General features: G+C 40.9%; 16 protein-coding genes. 7 read left to right on the top strand and 9 right to left on the bottom strand.

Features of this window, described 5'->3' with window-relative positions:
* The first annotated feature begins 177 nt into the window (after positions 1-177).
* Together PHF18_RS08015 and cbiQ are read left to right on the top strand one after the other, a co-directional pair.
* Complete coding sequence (locus tag PHF18_RS08015) at positions 178-1161, top strand: energy-coupling factor ABC transporter ATP-binding protein (RefSeq protein WP_300100847.1); 984 nt, start codon at positions 178-180, stop codon at positions 1159-1161.
* A gap of 36 nt (positions 1162-1197) precedes the next feature.
* On the top strand, positions 1198-2004 hold the full coding sequence (cbiQ, locus tag PHF18_RS08020) for a cobalt ECF transporter T component CbiQ (protein WP_300100850.1): 807 nt from the start codon (positions 1198-1200) through the stop codon (positions 2002-2004).
* Positions 2005-2671: 667 nt separating this feature from the next.
* On the opposite strand, the gene PHF18_RS08025 is transcribed toward cbiQ, so the two are convergent.
* The 5 genes from PHF18_RS08025 to PHF18_RS08045 form a co-directional block, all read right to left on the bottom strand.
* Positions 2672-4822 (bottom strand): MEDS domain-containing protein, encoded by a 2151-nt coding sequence (locus tag PHF18_RS08025; RefSeq protein WP_300100853.1) that lies wholly within the window; start codon positions 4820-4822, stop codon positions 2672-2674.
* Between the two features lie 398 nt (positions 4823-5220).
* The gene (locus tag PHF18_RS08030; protein ID WP_300100856.1) at positions 5221-6042 is read right to left on the bottom strand and encodes a nicotianamine synthase family protein; all 822 of its coding nucleotides are present in this window, start codon (positions 6040-6042) and stop codon (positions 5221-5223) included.
* Complete coding sequence (locus PHF18_RS08035) at positions 6035-6475, bottom strand: nicotianamine synthase family protein (protein WP_300100859.1); 441 nt, start codon at positions 6473-6475, stop codon at positions 6035-6037. Before PHF18_RS08035 ends, PHF18_RS08030 begins: the two co-directional genes overlap by 8 nt.
* Positions 6463-6903 carry a hypothetical protein gene (locus tag PHF18_RS08040; RefSeq protein ID WP_300100862.1) on the bottom strand — a complete coding sequence of 147 codons (441 nt, stop codon included), beginning with the start codon at positions 6901-6903 and terminating at the stop codon, positions 6463-6465. Before PHF18_RS08040 ends, PHF18_RS08035 begins: the two co-directional genes overlap by 13 nt.
* Before the next feature lie 301 nt (positions 6904-7204).
* Complete coding sequence (locus PHF18_RS08045; RefSeq protein WP_300100866.1) at positions 7205-8005, bottom strand: class I SAM-dependent methyltransferase; 801 nt, start codon at positions 8003-8005, stop codon at positions 7205-7207.
* A 512-nt stretch (positions 8006-8517) separates the two neighbouring features.
* On the opposite strand from PHF18_RS08045, the gene cbiM reads away from it, so the two are divergent.
* Together cbiM and PHF18_RS08055 are read left to right on the top strand one after the other, a co-directional pair.
* Positions 8518-9183 (top strand): cobalt transporter CbiM, encoded by a 666-nt coding sequence (gene cbiM, locus PHF18_RS08050; protein WP_300100869.1) that lies wholly within the window; start codon positions 8518-8520, stop codon positions 9181-9183.
* Entirely contained in the window at positions 9180-9485 is a 306-nt protein-coding gene (locus PHF18_RS08055) for a PDGLE domain-containing protein (protein WP_300100872.1), read from the top strand. Before cbiM ends, PHF18_RS08055 begins: the two co-directional genes overlap by 4 nt.
* A 183-nt stretch (positions 9486-9668) precedes the next feature.
* Here PHF18_RS08055 and nth read toward each other — a convergent pair whose 3' ends face one another.
* Positions 9669-10373: an endonuclease III gene (gene nth, locus PHF18_RS08060; RefSeq protein ID WP_300100875.1), complete on the bottom strand. Its 705-nt coding sequence runs from the start codon at positions 10371-10373 to the stop codon at positions 9669-9671.
* Between the two features lie 331 nt (positions 10374-10704).
* Between nth and purH the strand changes: the two genes are divergently transcribed.
* The 3 genes from purH (at position 10705) to PHF18_RS08075 (ending at position 14290) form a co-directional block, all read left to right on the top strand.
* Positions 10705-12321 carry a bifunctional phosphoribosylaminoimidazolecarboxamide formyltransferase/IMP cyclohydrolase gene (gene purH, locus PHF18_RS08065; protein ID WP_300100876.1) on the top strand — a complete coding sequence of 539 codons (1617 nt, stop codon included), beginning with the start codon at positions 10705-10707 and terminating at the stop codon, positions 12319-12321.
* An 802-nt stretch (positions 12322-13123) separates the two neighbouring features.
* A complete protein-coding gene (locus tag PHF18_RS08070; RefSeq protein ID WP_300100879.1) occupies positions 13124-13909 on the top strand; it encodes a winged helix-turn-helix domain-containing protein in 786 nt (261 codons plus the stop codon).
* Positions 13910-14152: 243 nt separating this feature from the next.
* Positions 14153-14290, top strand: a complete 138-nt coding sequence (locus PHF18_RS08075; protein ID WP_300100882.1) for a hypothetical protein — start codon at positions 14153-14155, stop codon at positions 14288-14290.
* Between the two features lie 366 nt (positions 14291-14656).
* Here the strand turns inward: PHF18_RS08075 and PHF18_RS08080 are convergent, their stop codons facing one another.
* The 3 genes from PHF18_RS08080 to PHF18_RS08090 form a co-directional block, all read right to left on the bottom strand.
* The gene (locus PHF18_RS08080; RefSeq protein WP_300100884.1) at positions 14657-15580 is read right to left on the bottom strand and encodes a UbiA family prenyltransferase; all 924 of its coding nucleotides are present in this window, start codon (positions 15578-15580) and stop codon (positions 14657-14659) included.
* A 691-nt stretch (positions 15581-16271) separates the two neighbouring features.
* Positions 16272-17117 carry a class I SAM-dependent methyltransferase gene (locus PHF18_RS08085; RefSeq protein WP_300100887.1) on the bottom strand — a complete coding sequence of 282 codons (846 nt, stop codon included), beginning with the start codon at positions 17115-17117 and terminating at the stop codon, positions 16272-16274.
* 382 nt (positions 17118-17499) lie between these two features.
* Positions 17500-18102 carry an acetate uptake transporter gene (locus PHF18_RS08090; protein WP_300100890.1) on the bottom strand — a complete coding sequence of 201 codons (603 nt, stop codon included), beginning with the start codon at positions 18100-18102 and terminating at the stop codon, positions 17500-17502.
* Between the last annotated feature and the right edge of the window lie 170 nt (positions 18103-18272).

Below are 18272 nucleotides of genomic sequence, written 5' to 3' on the forward strand. Positions count from 1 at the left end.
TCAACAAATATCTTAATCCACTAACCCTGAAAGAGAATTAAGCAATGAACATAAACTTTAAACCGGAAAGTACAAACCATAACACATAAAAAAGATAACTTCATTAGCTGTGACACTATTTTTAAAAAAGGTATATTATAAGGTCATTAGTTGTCTCCTTACAGGACGTTTTCAAGTATGAGTATATCGAATCCCCCACACAACTCCGATGAAGCAAAAAATATCCCTGAAGAAATGGCAGGCAGGAGGAATCTTAAAACAGAGGCAAGTCCTGAAAAAGCAGACAAAGCCTCTGAAATAAGCGGTACTCCTATCCTTGAAGTAAGAGATCTCTGTCACAGATACCCACACCTTGAGTCAAATGCCCTGGATAAAATTAACCTGAAAATATTCAAAGGGGAAAGGGTTGCAGTGCTTGGGGCTAACGGAGCAGGAAAATCAACTCTTTTTAAACACCTTAACGGGATCCTGCGTCCTCTTTCCGGAGAAGTCCTGGTAAAGGGAGAAAAGGTTACCAAAAAGAATGTCCGGATGTGCAGAGAGGCAGTTGGGATAGTTTTTCAGGACCCTGATGACCAGGTGCTTGCCCCAAGCGTTGAAGAAGATATAGCTTTTGGGCCGATTAATATGGGCCTCTCCAGAGAAGAGGTAGAAAACAGGGTTAAGGAAGCCCTGGAAATGGTGGGACTTACAGGTTTTGAAGAGAGAGCTCCGCATCATCTGAGCGGTGGGCAGAAGAAACTTGTGGCAATTGCAGGCATTCTTGCCATGCGCCCTGAAGTTATAGTGCTTGACGAACCCACAGCAGGGCTTGATCCTTTGAGTTCAGCCCGCATCCTGGAACTTATCCTGAAAATGAACCGGGAACTCGGGATCACCATGCTTCTTTCCACACACGATGTGGATGTTGTCCCTTATTTTGCAGAAAGGGTTTTTGTCCTCCATCACGGGAGACTTGAGGCTGACGGAAGTCCGGGAGATATATTCAATGACCCCGAGCTTCTCAGAAAAGCCCACTTAAGGCTCCCGAGGGTTGCAGAGGTCTTCGAAATGCTGCAGCAGGAAGGCGTTAATGTCAGCATACAGATAACAGCCGAAACTGCAAGGGATGAGATCCTTCGGGTCATAGGCTCGGGACAGAAAACCGCCGGGATTGAGTAAAAGCCTAAAAAAAGGCTCCTTACGGGGGAATGTATAATGGTAACTCTCACTGATATTGAACGCGAATCCTATAAAAACAGCCCGATACACAGGCTTGACCCCGGGGTAAAATTGCTTTTTGCGCTTGTGATAATCATTTACGTAGTTAGCCTACCCAGGATTCACGATAAAAATATGGTTCGCCTTCTTGCCATAGAAGTTTATTTGCTGGTTCTTGTACTTGTTGCAGGGCTGGATTTAAGGTACTTTTTCCTCCGTATTCTCGCAATTTTACCTTTCGGGCTCGGAATTGCCCTTATTCAGCCTTTTCTGCGGCCTTCCTTCGTAGAAAATTATACGCTTTATCCTCTTGACCTGCCTTTAGGGCTAAGCATAACCTATGAGGGGCTTGCCTTTGGGAGTTCACTGCTTGTGAAATTTCTTGTCTGCATAACATCCATCGTCCTGCTATCTTCCACTACGCGGTTGAGAGATATGGTTGCAGCAGCCGACAGGATAGGTATCCCGAAGGAATTTACGTTGCTCCTGAGCATGATGGTGCGCTACCTCTTCCTTTTCTGGGCCGTCCTCAAAAGGATAAGGGTTGCACAGCAGACCAGGCTCTTTGATATCTGGAACAAAGATGTGCCGAGAAAATGGGCCATCGAGCAGGTCGGAAACAGCATGAGCTCAATCTTCATACGCTCCTATGAGCAGGGAGAAAGGACCTATATCAGCATGCTTTGCAGGGGCTACGGAAGCGGGTACGAAAAATCGTATTACAGGACAAAAATCAGAACTCAGGATATCTTTTTTCTGCTTCTGGGTGCAGTCTGTATATTATACGTCCATCTTTATGTCTGAATTATCTACTGCCGGAAATCCATGAGACTGAAAATATATTTATAGGGCTTACGCGGTTGAACTGGAAATCAATAGCATTAAACCTTCAACTGTGCAAAATATGAATTTCGCTTCAACGTTTGTTGCACTTGATTTTATCTCTCAAGTGCGTAAGTCCTATATTTATTAAAACCCACTGCCCACAGATCTCCAGAGATTTTTGCTTTTTTATCAGAAATACAACCGTATTATTAACTGGAGGTTCCGGCAGAACCCTGAGATATTTTTCTAATCTAGAAGGCATCTCGAAGAGGGAACCACCGTCCAGGACTCTACTGAGGCCTTTCGTAGAGGCGGTAGGAGACTCTACTTCCTTTGGGCAGAACTTTTGCAAGAGGATCAAAGTAAAAGAGCAATTTCCTCAGGGAAAGGGGGACCCTTTTTCCATCCTGCTCAATTCTGACTCCAAAAAGGCCGTATTCAGTATTGACCCTTGCAGTTAAGGAATGATAAAATATAACTTCTAATTTTCAGTTTGGGAATCGATATCTAATTCCATGTCCTCCAACAATTATTCTTGGCAACAAAACCCATTGATATTATATTTGAATCATTCCTAAGCCATCAATCAACGATTGTTTAGAATTTCGGGGTTTTGATGATACTGGTACCTTTTTATCCAGGTTTATTATCTTTCCGCTACCCAGAATGTAATTCTGAATTCCGTCCCCCTTACTCTCTTAAGCTCGATTTCTCCATCGACCTGGTCAACAAGGATGCTTACCAGCTGCAGTCCGAGTGATTCAACACGTCCCAATTCTATGTTTTCAGGAATTCCTTTCCCGTTATCTGAAATTGTCAGGCTGAAAAATGATTTGCTTATTTCGTGATCAAGTTCTTCCCTGCAAAGCCGGATTCGAATATCTCTCTCTTTTTCAGTAAAGGCATGTTTGAGAGAATTCGAAACGAGTTCGTTAACAATTATTCCTAACGGGACAGCGGTATCCATATTGAAGAAGGCATTTTCTTCCAGATCCATGTATAGGTGAACATTTTTACTACGAAGGCTGTAGGTCTGGAGAAGATTTCCAGCTAACTTTTGAAGGTATTCTGAAAAGTCCAGGGTATCAGTTCCTTCTCCTTTATAGAGTTCTTCGTGTATGAGGGACATTGAAATTACCCGGTTCTGACTTTCCCTGAATGCTTCGAGAATTTCCGGCGTAGTAACTGCCTCTCTATGAATGAACTTTTCAGCCTGAAGGTCAAGAAGAGAAGAGATTACCTGTAAGTTGTTTTTTATTCTGTGGTGGATTTCTTTTTTCCTGGCGTCCTCAATTTTTACCAGGGTTTCTTTTGCCTTTATTCTCTCGGTAACGTCGGTTATTGTGCTCTGATGATTATCAGATCTCCCATTCTTGCCTGGAATTTTCTGATATACTTCATGCACCCATTTTATTTTTCCGTCCTTGCATCTTATTCTGTAGCTAAGTTTTCCATAATATGGAGAACAAGCGTTTTTGATCTCTCTTTCTTTTTTGAGGAATAAAGGCAGGTCTTCCTTCTCAACAATTTTTTTCCACCGCTTTTTGGACATTAATTCTTCTTCACTGTACCCGGTGATCTCTTCTACGTTCCCTTTTACAAACTCCAGGTTGAAATCCTTGTCTTGCTGAAAAGCAATTCCTGTAAAGTTCTGTATGAAAGAACGGTACCTTTCCTCGCTTAATATAAGCGAGTCTTCAATTTTAGTACGCTCCGTAATGTCTTGGAGTGTTCCCCTCATTCTAATAGGAGTATTTTTCTCATCAAAAATAACTTCTCCATGTGAATGGACTATGCGCTCTTCTCCATCAGCTGAGATAATCCGATGATCATTGTCATAGGGCTGTTCTCCCTTCAAAGCTTTTTTAATGGCATTATCTACAAAATCTCGATCGTTGGGATGTATATAATTAAAAAATGCATTGTAAGTTGCTCTGAATTCTTGAGGATTAAGTCCAAAGATAAGATAAATTTCATCAGACCAGTAGAGTTCACCGGTTACAATATCCCATTTCCAGCTTCCAATATGAGCCATTTTTTGAGCTTCAGAAAGATCTATTTCACTCTCTTTCAGTTGTTTGTAAGCCTTTTCAAGCTGCAGTGTTCTTTCTTTGACTAATTCTTCTAAATGATCGTATGATTCTCCCGATTCAACTTCTGTATCCTGTACAGCGCAAATAGCTGATTTTTCTACTTTCTTGCGCCCGGGATTTTCTATCTGCTCCCATATACCCTCTCTTTTAATCAAAGAGAATCGATGATTTACTACAATGTCAATGATCTCGATTGCACTGCACCTGTCGAGAAAATAAGTGCATAGAGCCATTATCTGGCAATTCTCTATGACGTTATCCATTTTTTCTTCAAGCTTAACAAAACCATTCCAGTTTTCATTTTCCAGCCAGGGAATATTCACGGTCAACCTCAAACCGTCATAACCATTGGCAAGAGCTTCATTAAGTTTTTCGACCCATCCGTTTAATAGTCTCTCCAGATCAAAAATATCCTCCTCGAGAAGCCAATGCGCATAGGGAATGATTTCAATCTGACCTTTCTCCAAATAAACATCAATACCCGGGACAGAATTCCTCAAAGCTTCTTTTGCCTCTTCTACGTATGGAGGTTGTGACGTGATCCATAGACAAAATTCGTTATCTTCCAACCCTGCTTTAAAATAGGGAACAAGCATATCCATCAAATCTTGTTTGGTTTGGTAGAACTGGCACAGGTGGGTTCCCCAGTGAATGTCTCCAATAATATAGATACCAGAACTCCTAGTGTTCGTTCCCATCCACATCTCTCCAACTTAGGACTTACGCAGTGACATGTTTAGAGACATAACTCAGCCATTATTGTAATTTATTAATATATTTTTAAAATAATTTAAGTTTTAAAGGACTCAACTGAGTATGCCATAAAGTATCAAAATTTATTAAAAAATAAAAATTACTTATACTTATACGTATAATCAATAACACCATATAAATGTTATTGACATCTATTTTGAAAGATGTTTTTTTAAGATATTTCATATTTTCGGTGCAAAGTAAGACTTCCACCCAAGAAAGAAAACCAAGAAAGGATTACATTTTCAGTTAGAATCCGGATCTATCACACAAAAAAATCAATACATCCTTCCGCATCCTTCGCCTCATTTATAACCTCAGATTGAACCTTTATGGCTCTGAAGCCTTTTTATCTTCGGTTCAGAAATACAACCGTATTATTAACTGGAGGTTCCGGCTGAACCCTTAGATATTCTGCAAATCCTGAAGGCAGCTCGAAAAGGGAACTTCCGTCCAGAACTCTCCTGAGACCCTTTTCGTAGAGGCGGTAGGAGACCTTACTTCCTTCAGGAAGAATTTTTGCCAGGTGTTCAAACACCTCCTTTTTGGGTTCAGCCTGAGCGGCGACCATATAAAGGTCACATCTCATTTCAAGTGGCAGGCTGAAGTGGTTTCCTTTTATTATTTTGATGCTTTCGGAAAGCCCGAGGCAGGCAATTACTTTCCTGGATAGACTTGCCCTTTTTCTATCCTGCTCTATTCCAATTCCAAAAAGGCCATATTCGCGGCAGAGCACTATCAGACTCAGAGGGAGAGGGCCACTGCCAAGAAAAAGAACACAATCTCCGGGTTCCAGACCCGAACCTGTATATTCGGTACTTGCAAGCTGCAGGTAGTTCGGATAAAATGTAAAATTCCGGAGAGTTTCCCATGGGTCCGAGCTTTCAAGAAGGCTTTTTGCCTTTTCGTTTTCAAGTTTCAGATTGTATAAAAACCGAAACCGAGAAATCGAATCTATCAGAGCATCAAAATCCGGGCTTTTAAGGATAACATCAATAGACTTTTCATCTACTTCTAGGGCTGCGAGTTCGTCCAGCCTTTTAAATATGGCATGCAGTTCGTCCGAGGAACTTCCCTGAATCTCCTCCTCACTGGGATCTTTTACCACATCAGAAATCTGCCGAAGCTCGGCAACTAAGGAAGCAGTCTCGATTTTCGGAATATTATTCACACTCCAGGAAGACCAGGGTGTTGTTTACCCCGCAGGAAGGATATATCTCATTTATTTTCCGAAAACCCCGGGTATGCTCTGGAAGTACAGACCAGTAGAACAGTTGCCTCATGCCCGTATAGTTGCGGTAGCACACAGAAATCGGTTTCCCAGTGTCTGATTTTCTCTTTATTATAGTATGAAGATTCTGGAAGATGCGCGGCTTCGGTTCAGCGAGAGCGGCTACGAGCACAGAATCCCATTCGAGTTCTGAAAGTACATTCTCATCCCCTTCAATAATACTGATTTCTTTTTCAAGGCCAAAGTGCTTTACACAGCTTTTTGCCAGAGCCACTGCTTCGGGATCCTTATCTATACCGATGCAGCGAATGCCGTATAATTTACTGAATAGCAGTAGAGTAATAGGAAGAGGACCACAGCCTATAAAAGCCATAACTTTAATCGGGGGGAATTCTGGAAATGGACATTGATCAGATTTTCATATCTCGGATACAGGGGAAAAGATTCGAGCACTTTCCAGGGATTTTCATGGTCAAGGATTTTTCGTGCAAGCTGGCTCTCATGAAGGCTGAAATAACTGGTGTAGCTGGAATGGACTGCAGGAAGTAAGGCCCGGATCACCGGGTCCTGAAGGACAAACTCACACATGGTGCTGTCAACATCCAGATGCCCCAGCTCATCAAGCTCGGAAAATATCTCATAAAGCTCTTCCAGATTTGATTCTGCAATTGTACTTAAATCGCGGTCTTTAATATTGTCGTAAAAATGCAATATGTGTGACCTTATGTCGTATAATTGTGGCTCATCTTCCTGGAATCTGGCTGAAAGAGGGCTGCCCTCAACGTTCAGTAAGCTGTTCATGAGATCATATACCTCATTATTCCTCATTATTATATTTAAAAAATTATAAATTCATATATAATTTAGAGTTAGTTTTTTTGAATTATAATAAAAAGCTTTCGACAATTTTAGACAAGTAAGTATGTTAAAAAGTTTCGTTGCATTAAGTAAAAGAAACAAGATGAAATATGCAAAAGGCAAAGGTAAAAATCGTCAGAATCGTATGAACATAAATAAAAGATGATTGTTAACGGAGAAGAAATAAAAATGTCAGGGCATTTTATGGAAAAATCCAGCTAAAAAAGGGTGGGGCAAAAAAAGCTTATTCTTGCTTTTTCTGTCCCGATATCAGAAATATGGAGTTATTCTTAAGAAGCCTCTGTGATAATGAGTGTCGGTTTCTTTGAAACTTCTGCACCCCCGGAAGAGGATTGATTGCAGTGTTCACAAGTCCGGTTTCGGAAAAAAGAATGGAGATATTTTCCGGGCTTATTTTCTCATAGAGGGGAAGAGAATTTCTTATCGGATCGTAAGACTTCTTGAAAATCAGATTGTACTGGTTCTTTTTCGCAAACCTTTCTGCCAGCTCGGAAAGCATTCTTTTGATATGCCTGTCCGGGCGGGGGTCAAACCAGTTGCCATCGATGGAAAAAATCATGCCTTCTGGTTTAAGGACGCGCTTCCACTCGCGAACGGCACAGGCAGGCTCCTGGAGGGTCCAGAGAAGGTATTTGTTCACAACCAGATCAAAGGAACAGTCTTCGAAAGGCAGATTTTCCGCATCTCCATGGAACAAATCAATTTTTAGACCCATGTTATCTGCGTTATGCTTTGCTTTCTCGAGCATGCCTTCAGATAGATCTATGCCTGTTACCTCATGCCCTATCTCGGCAAAAAGGAGGGCGAGAAAACCTGTGCCTGTTCCTACATCCAGTACTTTTAAACTCTTGCCGGGAGCCAGGGATTTTTCAAAGATTTGTTTCCAGACTGTCCGCTCTTCCTCATCAAAGCCGTTTACTCCGTTTGCGTAAGTGGAAGACCTGAAATTCCAGTAGTTGGCAATAACTTCCTTGCAGTCTATAAATACTCCTCCACATAATAATGAAAATATGATGGTATACAAATAGGATTTTTTTTCATAATAAATATTACCAAAGATTAAAATCTAATGAGTATATACTACTTAATTGCTTATAAAATCAATCGATTAGGAATCAAAAAACTAGTAAGAGTGGGACTGATGTGGATTAACACCAACTTTTCCCGGATGAATATCTATTCGACGTGATGGAAGATTCTAGGATACTTAATTTGACTAAAAAATAAAAATCCCAACACGGAAGGAGATTTCCAAAAAAAATTATCGAAAAAAATAATACCAAAATGTATATATGTAATACTAGATTATCTAGAATTATACAGAAAATCTTCCAAAAATACCTTCAAAAATACACATTCGGAACAATCATAATAGATTTCTAATTGGTATTAATTCGCCTGATGGCACTCAGTAAATTTTGATTTTATAGGTGTTTTATCTTTATATGATGAATATTCTGAAAAACATGGGAACTGGAATGTTCACAGTGAAGACAGAGAAAATAAAAAATAAGGTGTAAAAAGAGGAATACAAAAATGCATATACCTGATTCTTTTATACCGTTAAACCAGGCAATAGTCTACTGGGTAATTGCCCTTCCATTCATAATAATGTCAATGAAGTGGGCAAAAAATGAACTTGACGAAATGAAGGTACCTATTCTTGCTGCCCTTGCAGCAGGAATCTTTGCAATCCAGGCCATGAATATTCCTATAGGGATGGGGACAAGTGGGCACATGGTTGGGGCAGCCCTTGTGGCAATTGTTTTCGGAAGTCCCTGGGCAGGAGTTCTCGTACTCACGCTTGTGCTACTCGTGCAGGGGTTCGCTTTTGGTGACGGTGGGATTACTACCATGGGAGCTAATATTCTTAATATGGGCATCGTTTCCGGCTTTGTGGGATATTATACTTATGTTGCCCTTCGCAAGAGCACGGGCACAAGCATCGCAGCCTTCGGAGGCGCCTGGCTTGGGCTCTTAATCTCGGCAATAGTCTGTGCGATTCAGATGTGGATTGCAGGGACTTTCCCCCTGGTACCAGGTCTCATTGCAATGGGCACCTATCACCTGATAATTGGTTTTATCGGCGAGGGACTGATCACTGCAATTGTAATCACAGCGATTGCAAAATCCCGCCCTGACCTCCTTGAGGATAGTTTCACTGTCAGACCGGAGAAGTCTAAGAAGGAGGCTCACGCATGAGCGGAAAATCGAACATGAAGTTCCTTTACGCAGGAATTGCAATTGCACTTTTGCTTTCTGTCCTTGCTCCATTCCTTGCATCTCCAGACCCTGACGGGCTGGAAAGTGCGGCTGGAGGGATAATTGAAGAATCGAAAATGTCCCAAATTGAAGAGATGGAGCCTGCAGTAAGTTCTCCAATGCCTGACTATTCAATAGAAGGTATGGGTAAGGGCGGAGAAGTCCTGGCAATTGCAGTAGGAACACTTGCAGTACTGGCAATCAGTTTCGGTTTTGGAAAAGTGTTCAATAAAAAAGCCTGAGCAAAAAATCGTTTTTCCTTTTTGAAAAGCCGTTCTTCTTCCGGATAATGGGGGAGACGGCTCCCTGCATGGGGGAGATTGTCTCCAAAAATCTTTTTTCCATTAGTAAGGCATTTCGACAGGATTCTTTCCGGATTCTCCTTTATCAAAATATTTTTGTGTCCCCTGAATAAACTTTCGCGGTTACTCACCAATAAATATTATGCTGGAGGGACACAGCTCTTTTACAACACAAACATGGCATCTGGGTTTTCTTGCCTGGCAAACTTTCCTCCCGTGATAGATCAGGGTCATAGAAATTGAGTCAAGGTCTTCTTTTCGGGCAAGTGAAATAAGATCCTGTTCTATTTTTTCCGGGCCTGTGTGCCTGGTAAAGCCCAGCCTCCCCGAGACTCTTTTTACATGGGTATCCACGGCAATGCCCTCTATTACCCCGAAAGCCCTGGCAAGCACTATATTCGCTGTTTTTCTTCCAACACCGGGAAGGGTTACCAGTTCATCCATTGTATCTGGCACTTCTCCATCATAGCGTTCGACAAGCAATTGTGTCGCAGCTTTGAGATTTTTTGCTTTGTTTTTGTAAAAGCCTGTGGAATAAATGTCAACTTCGAGTTCTCTGATGTCTGCGCTGGCATAATCTTCGGCAGTCCTGTATTTTTTGAACAAATTTTCAGTTACCCTGTTAATCTGGACATCCGTTGACTGAGCAGAGAGGATAGTTGCTACAAGAAGTTCCAGCGGATTTCTGTAGTTAAGAGAAGGTTTTGCATCCGGGTATTCTTCCTTTAAAAGAGCCCATACCCGATCAAAATTATGCTGGTTGTCAGGAATATCATACTCCAGCAAGGGCTCTTTAGAAGTCAATTTCTTCGGTTTATTTTCAGGCATCAAAAAACTCCATTACCGTGTTTATTTTTCCTGTATCAGCCAGAAGAACAGGTTTCTTAAAGGAAACTGAATCTCTTTTTATTTTACCTTTTCCGGGTCAAGATCTGAAGTAAGATGCCTCAGGGCTTTAGCGTGAAGCAGGTATCAAAATACCAACAACTTAATGAACTAGAACTCCAAGAAGTTTATGATTAAATGTTAACCGAAATGTTGCATTTGAGGAGTTTAACTCTAACTTTTTTTAATAAAAAAAGTTTCTTACTAATAAAATAACGTGTAAACCATAAGTTTTATAGGTAATAATTTTTAAACCAAGTATATTGGTGGTTTTTTGGTAAAAAGGGCATTGCTCAGCGTCTCAGACAAGACAGGAATTGCGGAATTTGCACGCGGGCTTGAAGCACTTGGCGTGAAGATTATATCTACAGGCGGGACTGCGAAAATCCTTCGCGACGCCGGAATCGAGGTTACTGATGTCTCGGAAGTCACAGGTTATCCGGAGATGATGGGAGGAAGAGTCAAAACTCTCCACCCGAGAATTCATGGTGGGCTCTTGTGCTTGCGGGACAGCAAAGAACAGATGGAGGAAGCTGCAAAAGAAGACATCTCTCTCCTTGATCTGGTGGCTGTAAACCTGTACCCCTTTGAAGTAACGGTTTCCAAAGAGGGTGTGGAACTTGAAGAAGCCATCGAAAACATAGATATCGGGGGTCCTACCCTTCTCCGTTCGGCAGCCAAGAATTATCGCTCGGTAACAGTAATCTCTGATCCGTCGGACTATGGGCGTGTCCTTACGGAACTGCGCTCAAGTGGAATTATCTCCGAGAATACCCGGGCTGACCTTGCGGTTAAAGCTTTCAGGCATACGGCTGATTATGATGCAGCCATTGATACTTACCTGAGCAGGACTCTGCTTGGAGAAGAAGTGCTGCGCCTGAAATATACCGATGGCGTAAAACTTCGCTACGGGGAGAACTGGCATCAAAAAGCCTATTTTTTTAAAGATTCTCAAATTGAAGGCCCCACTCTGGCAAAAGCTGTCCAGCTGCATGGAAAAGAACTTTCTTACAACAACTATGTGGACGCCGACAATGCCCTTCAGACGGTCAAAGAACTGGGAAACACTTCTCCTGCTGTGGTCATTGTAAAACACAACAACCCGTGTGGACTTGCTACTGGAAACACACTTTTGCAGGCTCTGCAGTCTGCCTGGGACGGGGATCCGATTTCGGCTTACGGAAGCATAATCTGTACAAACGAAACTTTTGACCTTGAAGCTGCAACTTTTCTGAATGGGAAATTCATAGAGATCATTCTCGCTCCTGACTTCAAGCCGGATGCCCTGGAATACCTTAAAAATAAAAGTGAAAACCTGAGGCTCCTGAAACTTCCAGAACTCAGAGAGGTTTTCGGGAAGGAATACACCTACAAATACATAATCGGTGGCATGCTTAAGCAGAGCCTTGATATTGGGATCTATGAAAAATGGGAGAATGTTACTGAAATTCCCTATCCTGAGAACAAACGCGCCCTCTCGGAGTTCTGCCTTAAAGCCTGCAAAGCTACAAAATCCAATGCTGTGACCCTTGCTCACGAATACGAACCTGGATACTTCATGGTACTGGGTATGGGAGCAGGGCAGCCTAATAGGGTGGACTCGATCCGCAAACTGGCAGCTACAAAGGCAGTTGAAAATCTAAGGGTAATCTATGAACGTGAGCAACCTGCTGCACCCTTCGAAGAGTACTGCCAGAAGATTATGTCCGAATGTGTAATGGCATCAGACGCTTTCTTCCCCTTCGATGACAGCGTAGTCCATGCAGAAAAAAATAATATCCGCTATATTGTTTCCCCTGGTGGATCTATCAGAGACAATGAGGTTATTGCTACTGCAAACCGACTTGGAGTTTCCCTGGTTTTTACAGGCATGCGGCATTTCCTTCATTGAAAAATAAGTAAAGACAAAGAAAAACTCAAGGTACATACTTGAGTTTAATGTAAAAACTCGAGTACCCCTGCGTCTAAGTGTGGGGTACACTCCCATTTTTAGATTATTTTTCAGAACCTCATGTTTTGAAAGATAAGAAATTTGCCGGAGTTGAAGCTTTTATAAGAAGAAGCGTAAACCCCTCAGGTTTATCCCGGGGGATATAAGTGTCAACTCATTTTTGATTCCTTATATAATATACTGCTGATTCTGTGTTCTTAGTTAAGTGCATATGTCGGTTTAATTAACTCTGAACATTAACAATTTAGTTATAGATTCAATCCCATATTTACGTCACTGCCAGATTTGCGTATTTTCATTATTAATTCCTCCAAAGGCTACATTAAATATCAATTTTTTATCTCTGATTTTCAACCTGTTTGCTGAATATGTGGCTTTAAATCGTATATTGGTAGAATTATCTTATATCATTGTCATAATATTTTATTTTATAAAGTTACAAATCTTTTTCCAACTGAAGATTTTACATTTTCGAAAGACTGGTACACAGAACCTCTAACTGCCACAAATAATTATTAATAATCAAGTATACTCTTGAAAAAGATAATATATATTGAATTCATATATCATTCTAGCAATATTATATCACTCTGATATAACTGCCACCTCTATTCAATATAAAAGATGAGAAAAATATGAAAATCAATTTGCCTTCACTTTAAATCAAAGCTGGAGGACCAAACTATCATAATAAATTTAGAATTACTCTAAATACAGTATAAATAATCACGGGCTGATATGTGTGAAATCAACTGGACTTTTAAGCATCCTAACCTTTTCTGAAAAACGAAAAGATCTTTTATTTTTACTTCAGAAGAGTCCAAGAACCCTTTCAGAAATCAGGGACTACTTCGATGTAAAATCACCGGAGATTCTGCCTCGCCTGAAAGAAATGGAAACTTCGAATTTAATTGTCAGACAGGAAGGACTTTATCGGTTGACTTCTCTGGGGAAAGTTGCAGCCATATATTACAAACCTTTGCTTGACACTCTGGCCGCTATAGAAGCAAACGGGGACTTCTGGAAGGAACATGACCTCATAGCAGTTCCTGATATGTTGTTAAATCGAATTCAGGAGCTAAAGGAGTGTAGAGTTATAAAAGATGAGCATGAACATATTTATGACTCCCATAAGGCATTCATGGAAAATATCCTGACTTCCGGTCGTTTTATGGGGTTTGCATCCATTTTCCTTCCTAGCTATCCATCGATGTTTCTTGAGATGGCTCGCAGGAACATCCCGATCTCCATAATTGTTACACCAAATGTCTTTTTCAAAATAAAAAGCGAGCATAACGCTGAAATTGAAGAGTTTCTGAAGTACAAACACACAAGTTTCTATGTCTACGACAGCGCAAAGGTAGCTTTTGTCGTAACAGACAGATTTCTATCACTCTCACTATTTTTCAACAACGGGAACTTTGACCCTCGAAGTGACCTTGTGGGTTTTGATTCTCTATCAATTAAATGGGGAGAAGACCTTTTTAAACATTACAAAGATAATGCAGTTGAGATAAAGAGTCTGTAAACCGAAAGTTGTAATGGCCTGAGGTTGTAGATATTCTGAGAGTCTGAAGAGAAATAAGCTGGAAAAAAGAATTGGGTCTAACTGAAGACGCTCGATCTTCAGTCTGACCTGTTTAAAGCCTATTTAACAGACTTTCGACAGATCTCCTGTACTGATGCTTTTAGTTACTGAGTCAACTACCCATCACTAAAGTAACGGGCTTGTATATCCCTGCTATTACGGATCATTTATACGTATGGCTGGTTGACCTGGGGAGAACCACTCCTGGATTCTCTTGCGAGAATGGCAGCCCAGTTCTATCGAGACGCTTCAAAGGTTACTTTTGGTGGGTTGTTGCCAACCTATAAAGATAGAACTCCAATGACAGTAGACTCAACTTAAGCTGTATCCTGCTAATTGCAGTGCCCTACTCCACTATGGAAGTGTTGAGGCTATCTGATACAATATAAGCAGCGGGGGTATAATAATGATTACTGAAAACGAAAATCAAGAGAGATTACGCATTCCTTATGCATTCCTTCACCCACTGAAGTAGGGGGAATCCTGCTTAATGTTCTTGAATCTGATCATCAGCTCCAGATGTATTATCAGATCGAATATTTTGTCAGATCGAGTCTTTAATCAGATTGAATCTTTTATCAAAGTTTTTTAACTTGGGAAGCGTGGAGACACAGCGAGAAGTCCCCTTCCTCGGAGCGAAGCGACAGGTGGGGGTAGTTCACTTAGAATCTTTTGTACAGTCAGGTCTTATGCAATCAGAGCGCCTGCAATCATCCTGAGTCCAAGAATCGAAGTGGATTCTCCGTCCACAAGAACGGTCCTTTCAAGTTTTTTGGAAAAAATATTATCATCCTCAGAATTTGTAAAGTTCTGGATGCATATCAGCCCGCAAATGAAACTGTAGAGAACTATAAGGGGTTCGAAAGCAAGGACTCCATGGATAAGGGCAATCCCAAGTGCCAGGTGGGAGATCAGGTGCATGGCAGTAAGAAGATTGCGGGTTTTTCGTACTCCAAGGCTTATGGGCAGGGTCTTGATGCCGGCAAGAGTATCGCCTTTAATATCCTTGAAATCATAGATGGCAGAGTTAATAAAGAGTTTGACTCCGAAGAAAATAAAAACCAGAACAACAGGGACCATATTTCCACACCCCGTGCCTGCAAGCCCTGCAATAAAAATACCCCATGTAAGTCCCACAACAATATTTTTAACTCCAAGTCCTCCTTTGAGTTTCAAAGCGAACCTGCCGATTTTCATGCCTTTACTGTAAAGATAGCCAGTTATGAAGGGTATGAACGCAAGTGCAAGAATTCCCTCTTTTGCCAGTATATAAGTTCCTATCATAAAAGCCAGGAGTGAAATCCCGAGTCCAACTTTTTTATTCGAGCCACTCAGTTCCTTTCGGTTTACAGTATCTTCCTCTGCTCCCAAAGCTCTGTCAAGGGTGTATACAGTATAAATTATTAGACCACCTGCAACACAGGTTAGTATACTTGATTGAATGTGGAGTAGTAAAAATGCGAGATGTATTCTTAGTGCACCAGAGAATGCAACTAAAACAGAACTTTTAAGAAGTTCAAAAGTGGCGTTTTCGGCTCTCTGTCTGGGGTGATTAGTTCTTCCGTACTTGAATATTTGCTCAAAACTTCCCGACAATACATTGGAGTTCATGAAACTAATACTGTCTGACTTTTAAATATTATTAATTCACTATAATATTGCCAGATCCCTATAACCGATAAATAACCTTACAAATTGTATACGATTGAACTAACTTTTTGAGTGATAAGCTAACAATTATATTTATACTGAAAAATTATCCGGTGATTACTTGCTAAAAAAAGACACGGGGCACGTTATTAGAAAAAATTGAACGTGCACAAAAAGCTGAAATTCTACAGGACCAACCCTTTATTCTGAGTGGTGACGGCGAATTTAGAAAGAATATTTAAGCTTCGTGAAAACAAAAATTGCCCAAAATGAGGTTGTCGCCGGGTTGACAACTTTCATAACGACAACATTCTTAATTTTTATTACATCTAAGGTTCTAGGTAGCACGGGAATAGATTTCGGGACCTTTATGGTTATGACCTGATTCTCAGCTCTTTGAGTAAGCCCCGGAGTTTAGAAGAAGGCACAGGCAAAAAAGGATAAAAACACAGGTAAAAGACGGCATGGATCACTTTGCCCTCCCTGTTTTTACGGAGGGCAAAAAACCTTGTCCGAACCTTTGATGCGGACGTTTCCAGGGAGGAAACGCTTGAAAAAAAATATATATTGATTTCGCAAACTATTTTTTGCAGTAATATTCGTATATATAAATTATCCTAAAAGGATATTTGAAATATTGTACTCGAAATCTTCAACCTTCAAAGGCAGAGACTTTCCACCACATCTTCACCCTTGTACTCCAGCCCTTTTGCACTAGAGCACCATTCTCATTCTCAAGTACTTCCTGAAGGTAGGAACTGAGAATCTCCTCCTTCTCAGGTGAAAATGCAGCGTATTGAGGCTTAAAGTGCTCAAGAGCCTCTTTGATGTTTTCAAAGCGGTTTTTGTGCTCAAAAGGAAACACCTTCACGTCTGGATAGATTCCCATATCGTAGAGTACGTTGTAAAGGACATCTGCCTTTGGGCCCTGCCTGTACTCGCACCCGTGCAGGATAGGCCAGAGGTTTCGAGAGTGTATGTCCCAGGAAGTATCTCCTGCAAACCAGTAAAGGTAAACATATCCCGAAGATACCTCAACCATTTTTTGGATTGAATCCCGGATATCTTTCATGCCCAGGGAATAAGATGCAAACACGACATCATAGGGGGGGCAGAGGTCAGATCCCGCATCAACAGTTTCCCAGTCTTTATAGACACAGTCGATATTCCTGGTTCCATAAGCCTTGATATTTTGTTTCAGAACCTCCATCATCCCTTCTGCAGGCTCGACTGCTGTTACATGCGCAACCCTCTCAGCAAGAGGAATTGCCAGGCTTCCGGGGCCTGCTCCAATGTCAAGAACTCTGGATTTCGGGGTAAGGGCCATCCCAGTTAGGGTTTTTTCAATCCTATCTTTATTTTCCAGAGACATTTCCCAGAACCTTTTAGCGTTCTCTTTCCTTTTCCACATGTTTGTGCAATCAGTATTCATCTGCGTTTTACTCTGCAACTCAATTCTTTCTTTCCAGAGTTCATTCCAGTCAATTTTGATATCCATCCTGCATCCTCGTTAATTTGCCTGGTTTTGATTTATGTAATACAAAAAAATACATGTGTATTAATAAATAAGTATTTTACTAAAAATTCATATGAACACTTGAAAACCACTACTCTATGTCAAAAAGAGATCTAAACTAAAGTGGCAGATACAAAAATAGGCAAAAAATATACGAAAAAATAGACGATATAAACAGCTAATAAATAGATATAATCAACAAAAAATAGCTAATAAAATAGCTGATAAAATAGCTGATAAAATAGCTGATAAAATAGCTGATAAAATAGCTGATAAAATATATGATAAAAATAAATGGAGAAAAATATATAAAAAATCGGGCTTATGAGCCCGAAAACGAATTTATTAACTTTCAAACGCTTTTTTAGAGAGGAACTATCTTTTTTCCGTATGACTCGTTCAGTACCTGACCAAGGGCCGTGTAGATTGCGGAAAGTCCTGTAAGGATTCCTTCATAACCAGCGATTTTGAGTATTGCTGCACTGCCAAGGGCGTTTCCTGCGGCCAGCAAGAAGAACAGGATTGTAAGAGTCAGGAATACAACAGATAGGGCCTTTGAGCCTTTCAATGTACCTATGAACATGAAAAGGGTGAAGACTCCCCACATGAAGAGGTATGCAGCAAACGGGAATGACTCAGTGGCCAATCCTGAGTAGCTTCCAGACTTCGGAAGCAGGACAATTCCTACCAGAGTGAGCCAGAAAAATCCGTATGAGGTAAAAGCCGTGGTTCCGAAGGTGTTCCCTTTTTTCCATTCCATCATCCCGGCAACGACCTGAGCTAACCCACCATAGAAAAAGCCCATCGAAAGGATCATCGCGTTCATAGGATAGAAGCCTGCATTGTGTATATTCAAAAGCACAGTTGTCATTCCGAAAGCCATCAAACCCAGGGGAGCTGGGTTCGCCGTATAGTCCTGGATTTTTACGTGCGTAAGATTCATAATGTCTTGAATGTCCTCACTCATAATAATCATCCTCCTAACAATCCTAAAGGTCAATCCACCTACCTGTTACCGGAGACCTAGCCAGACTTTTCTATAGATATTAACAGAGACACGGGTCGTTTTTATGTTCTCGTTTTTACCTTTTGGATACGTATGTAATTATTAATACTTATATTTACGGACAGTAGATA

The organism is Methanosarcina sp. (assembly GCF_028693135.1).
Lineage (GTDB): Archaea > Halobacteriota > Methanosarcinia > Methanosarcinales > Methanosarcinaceae > Methanosarcina.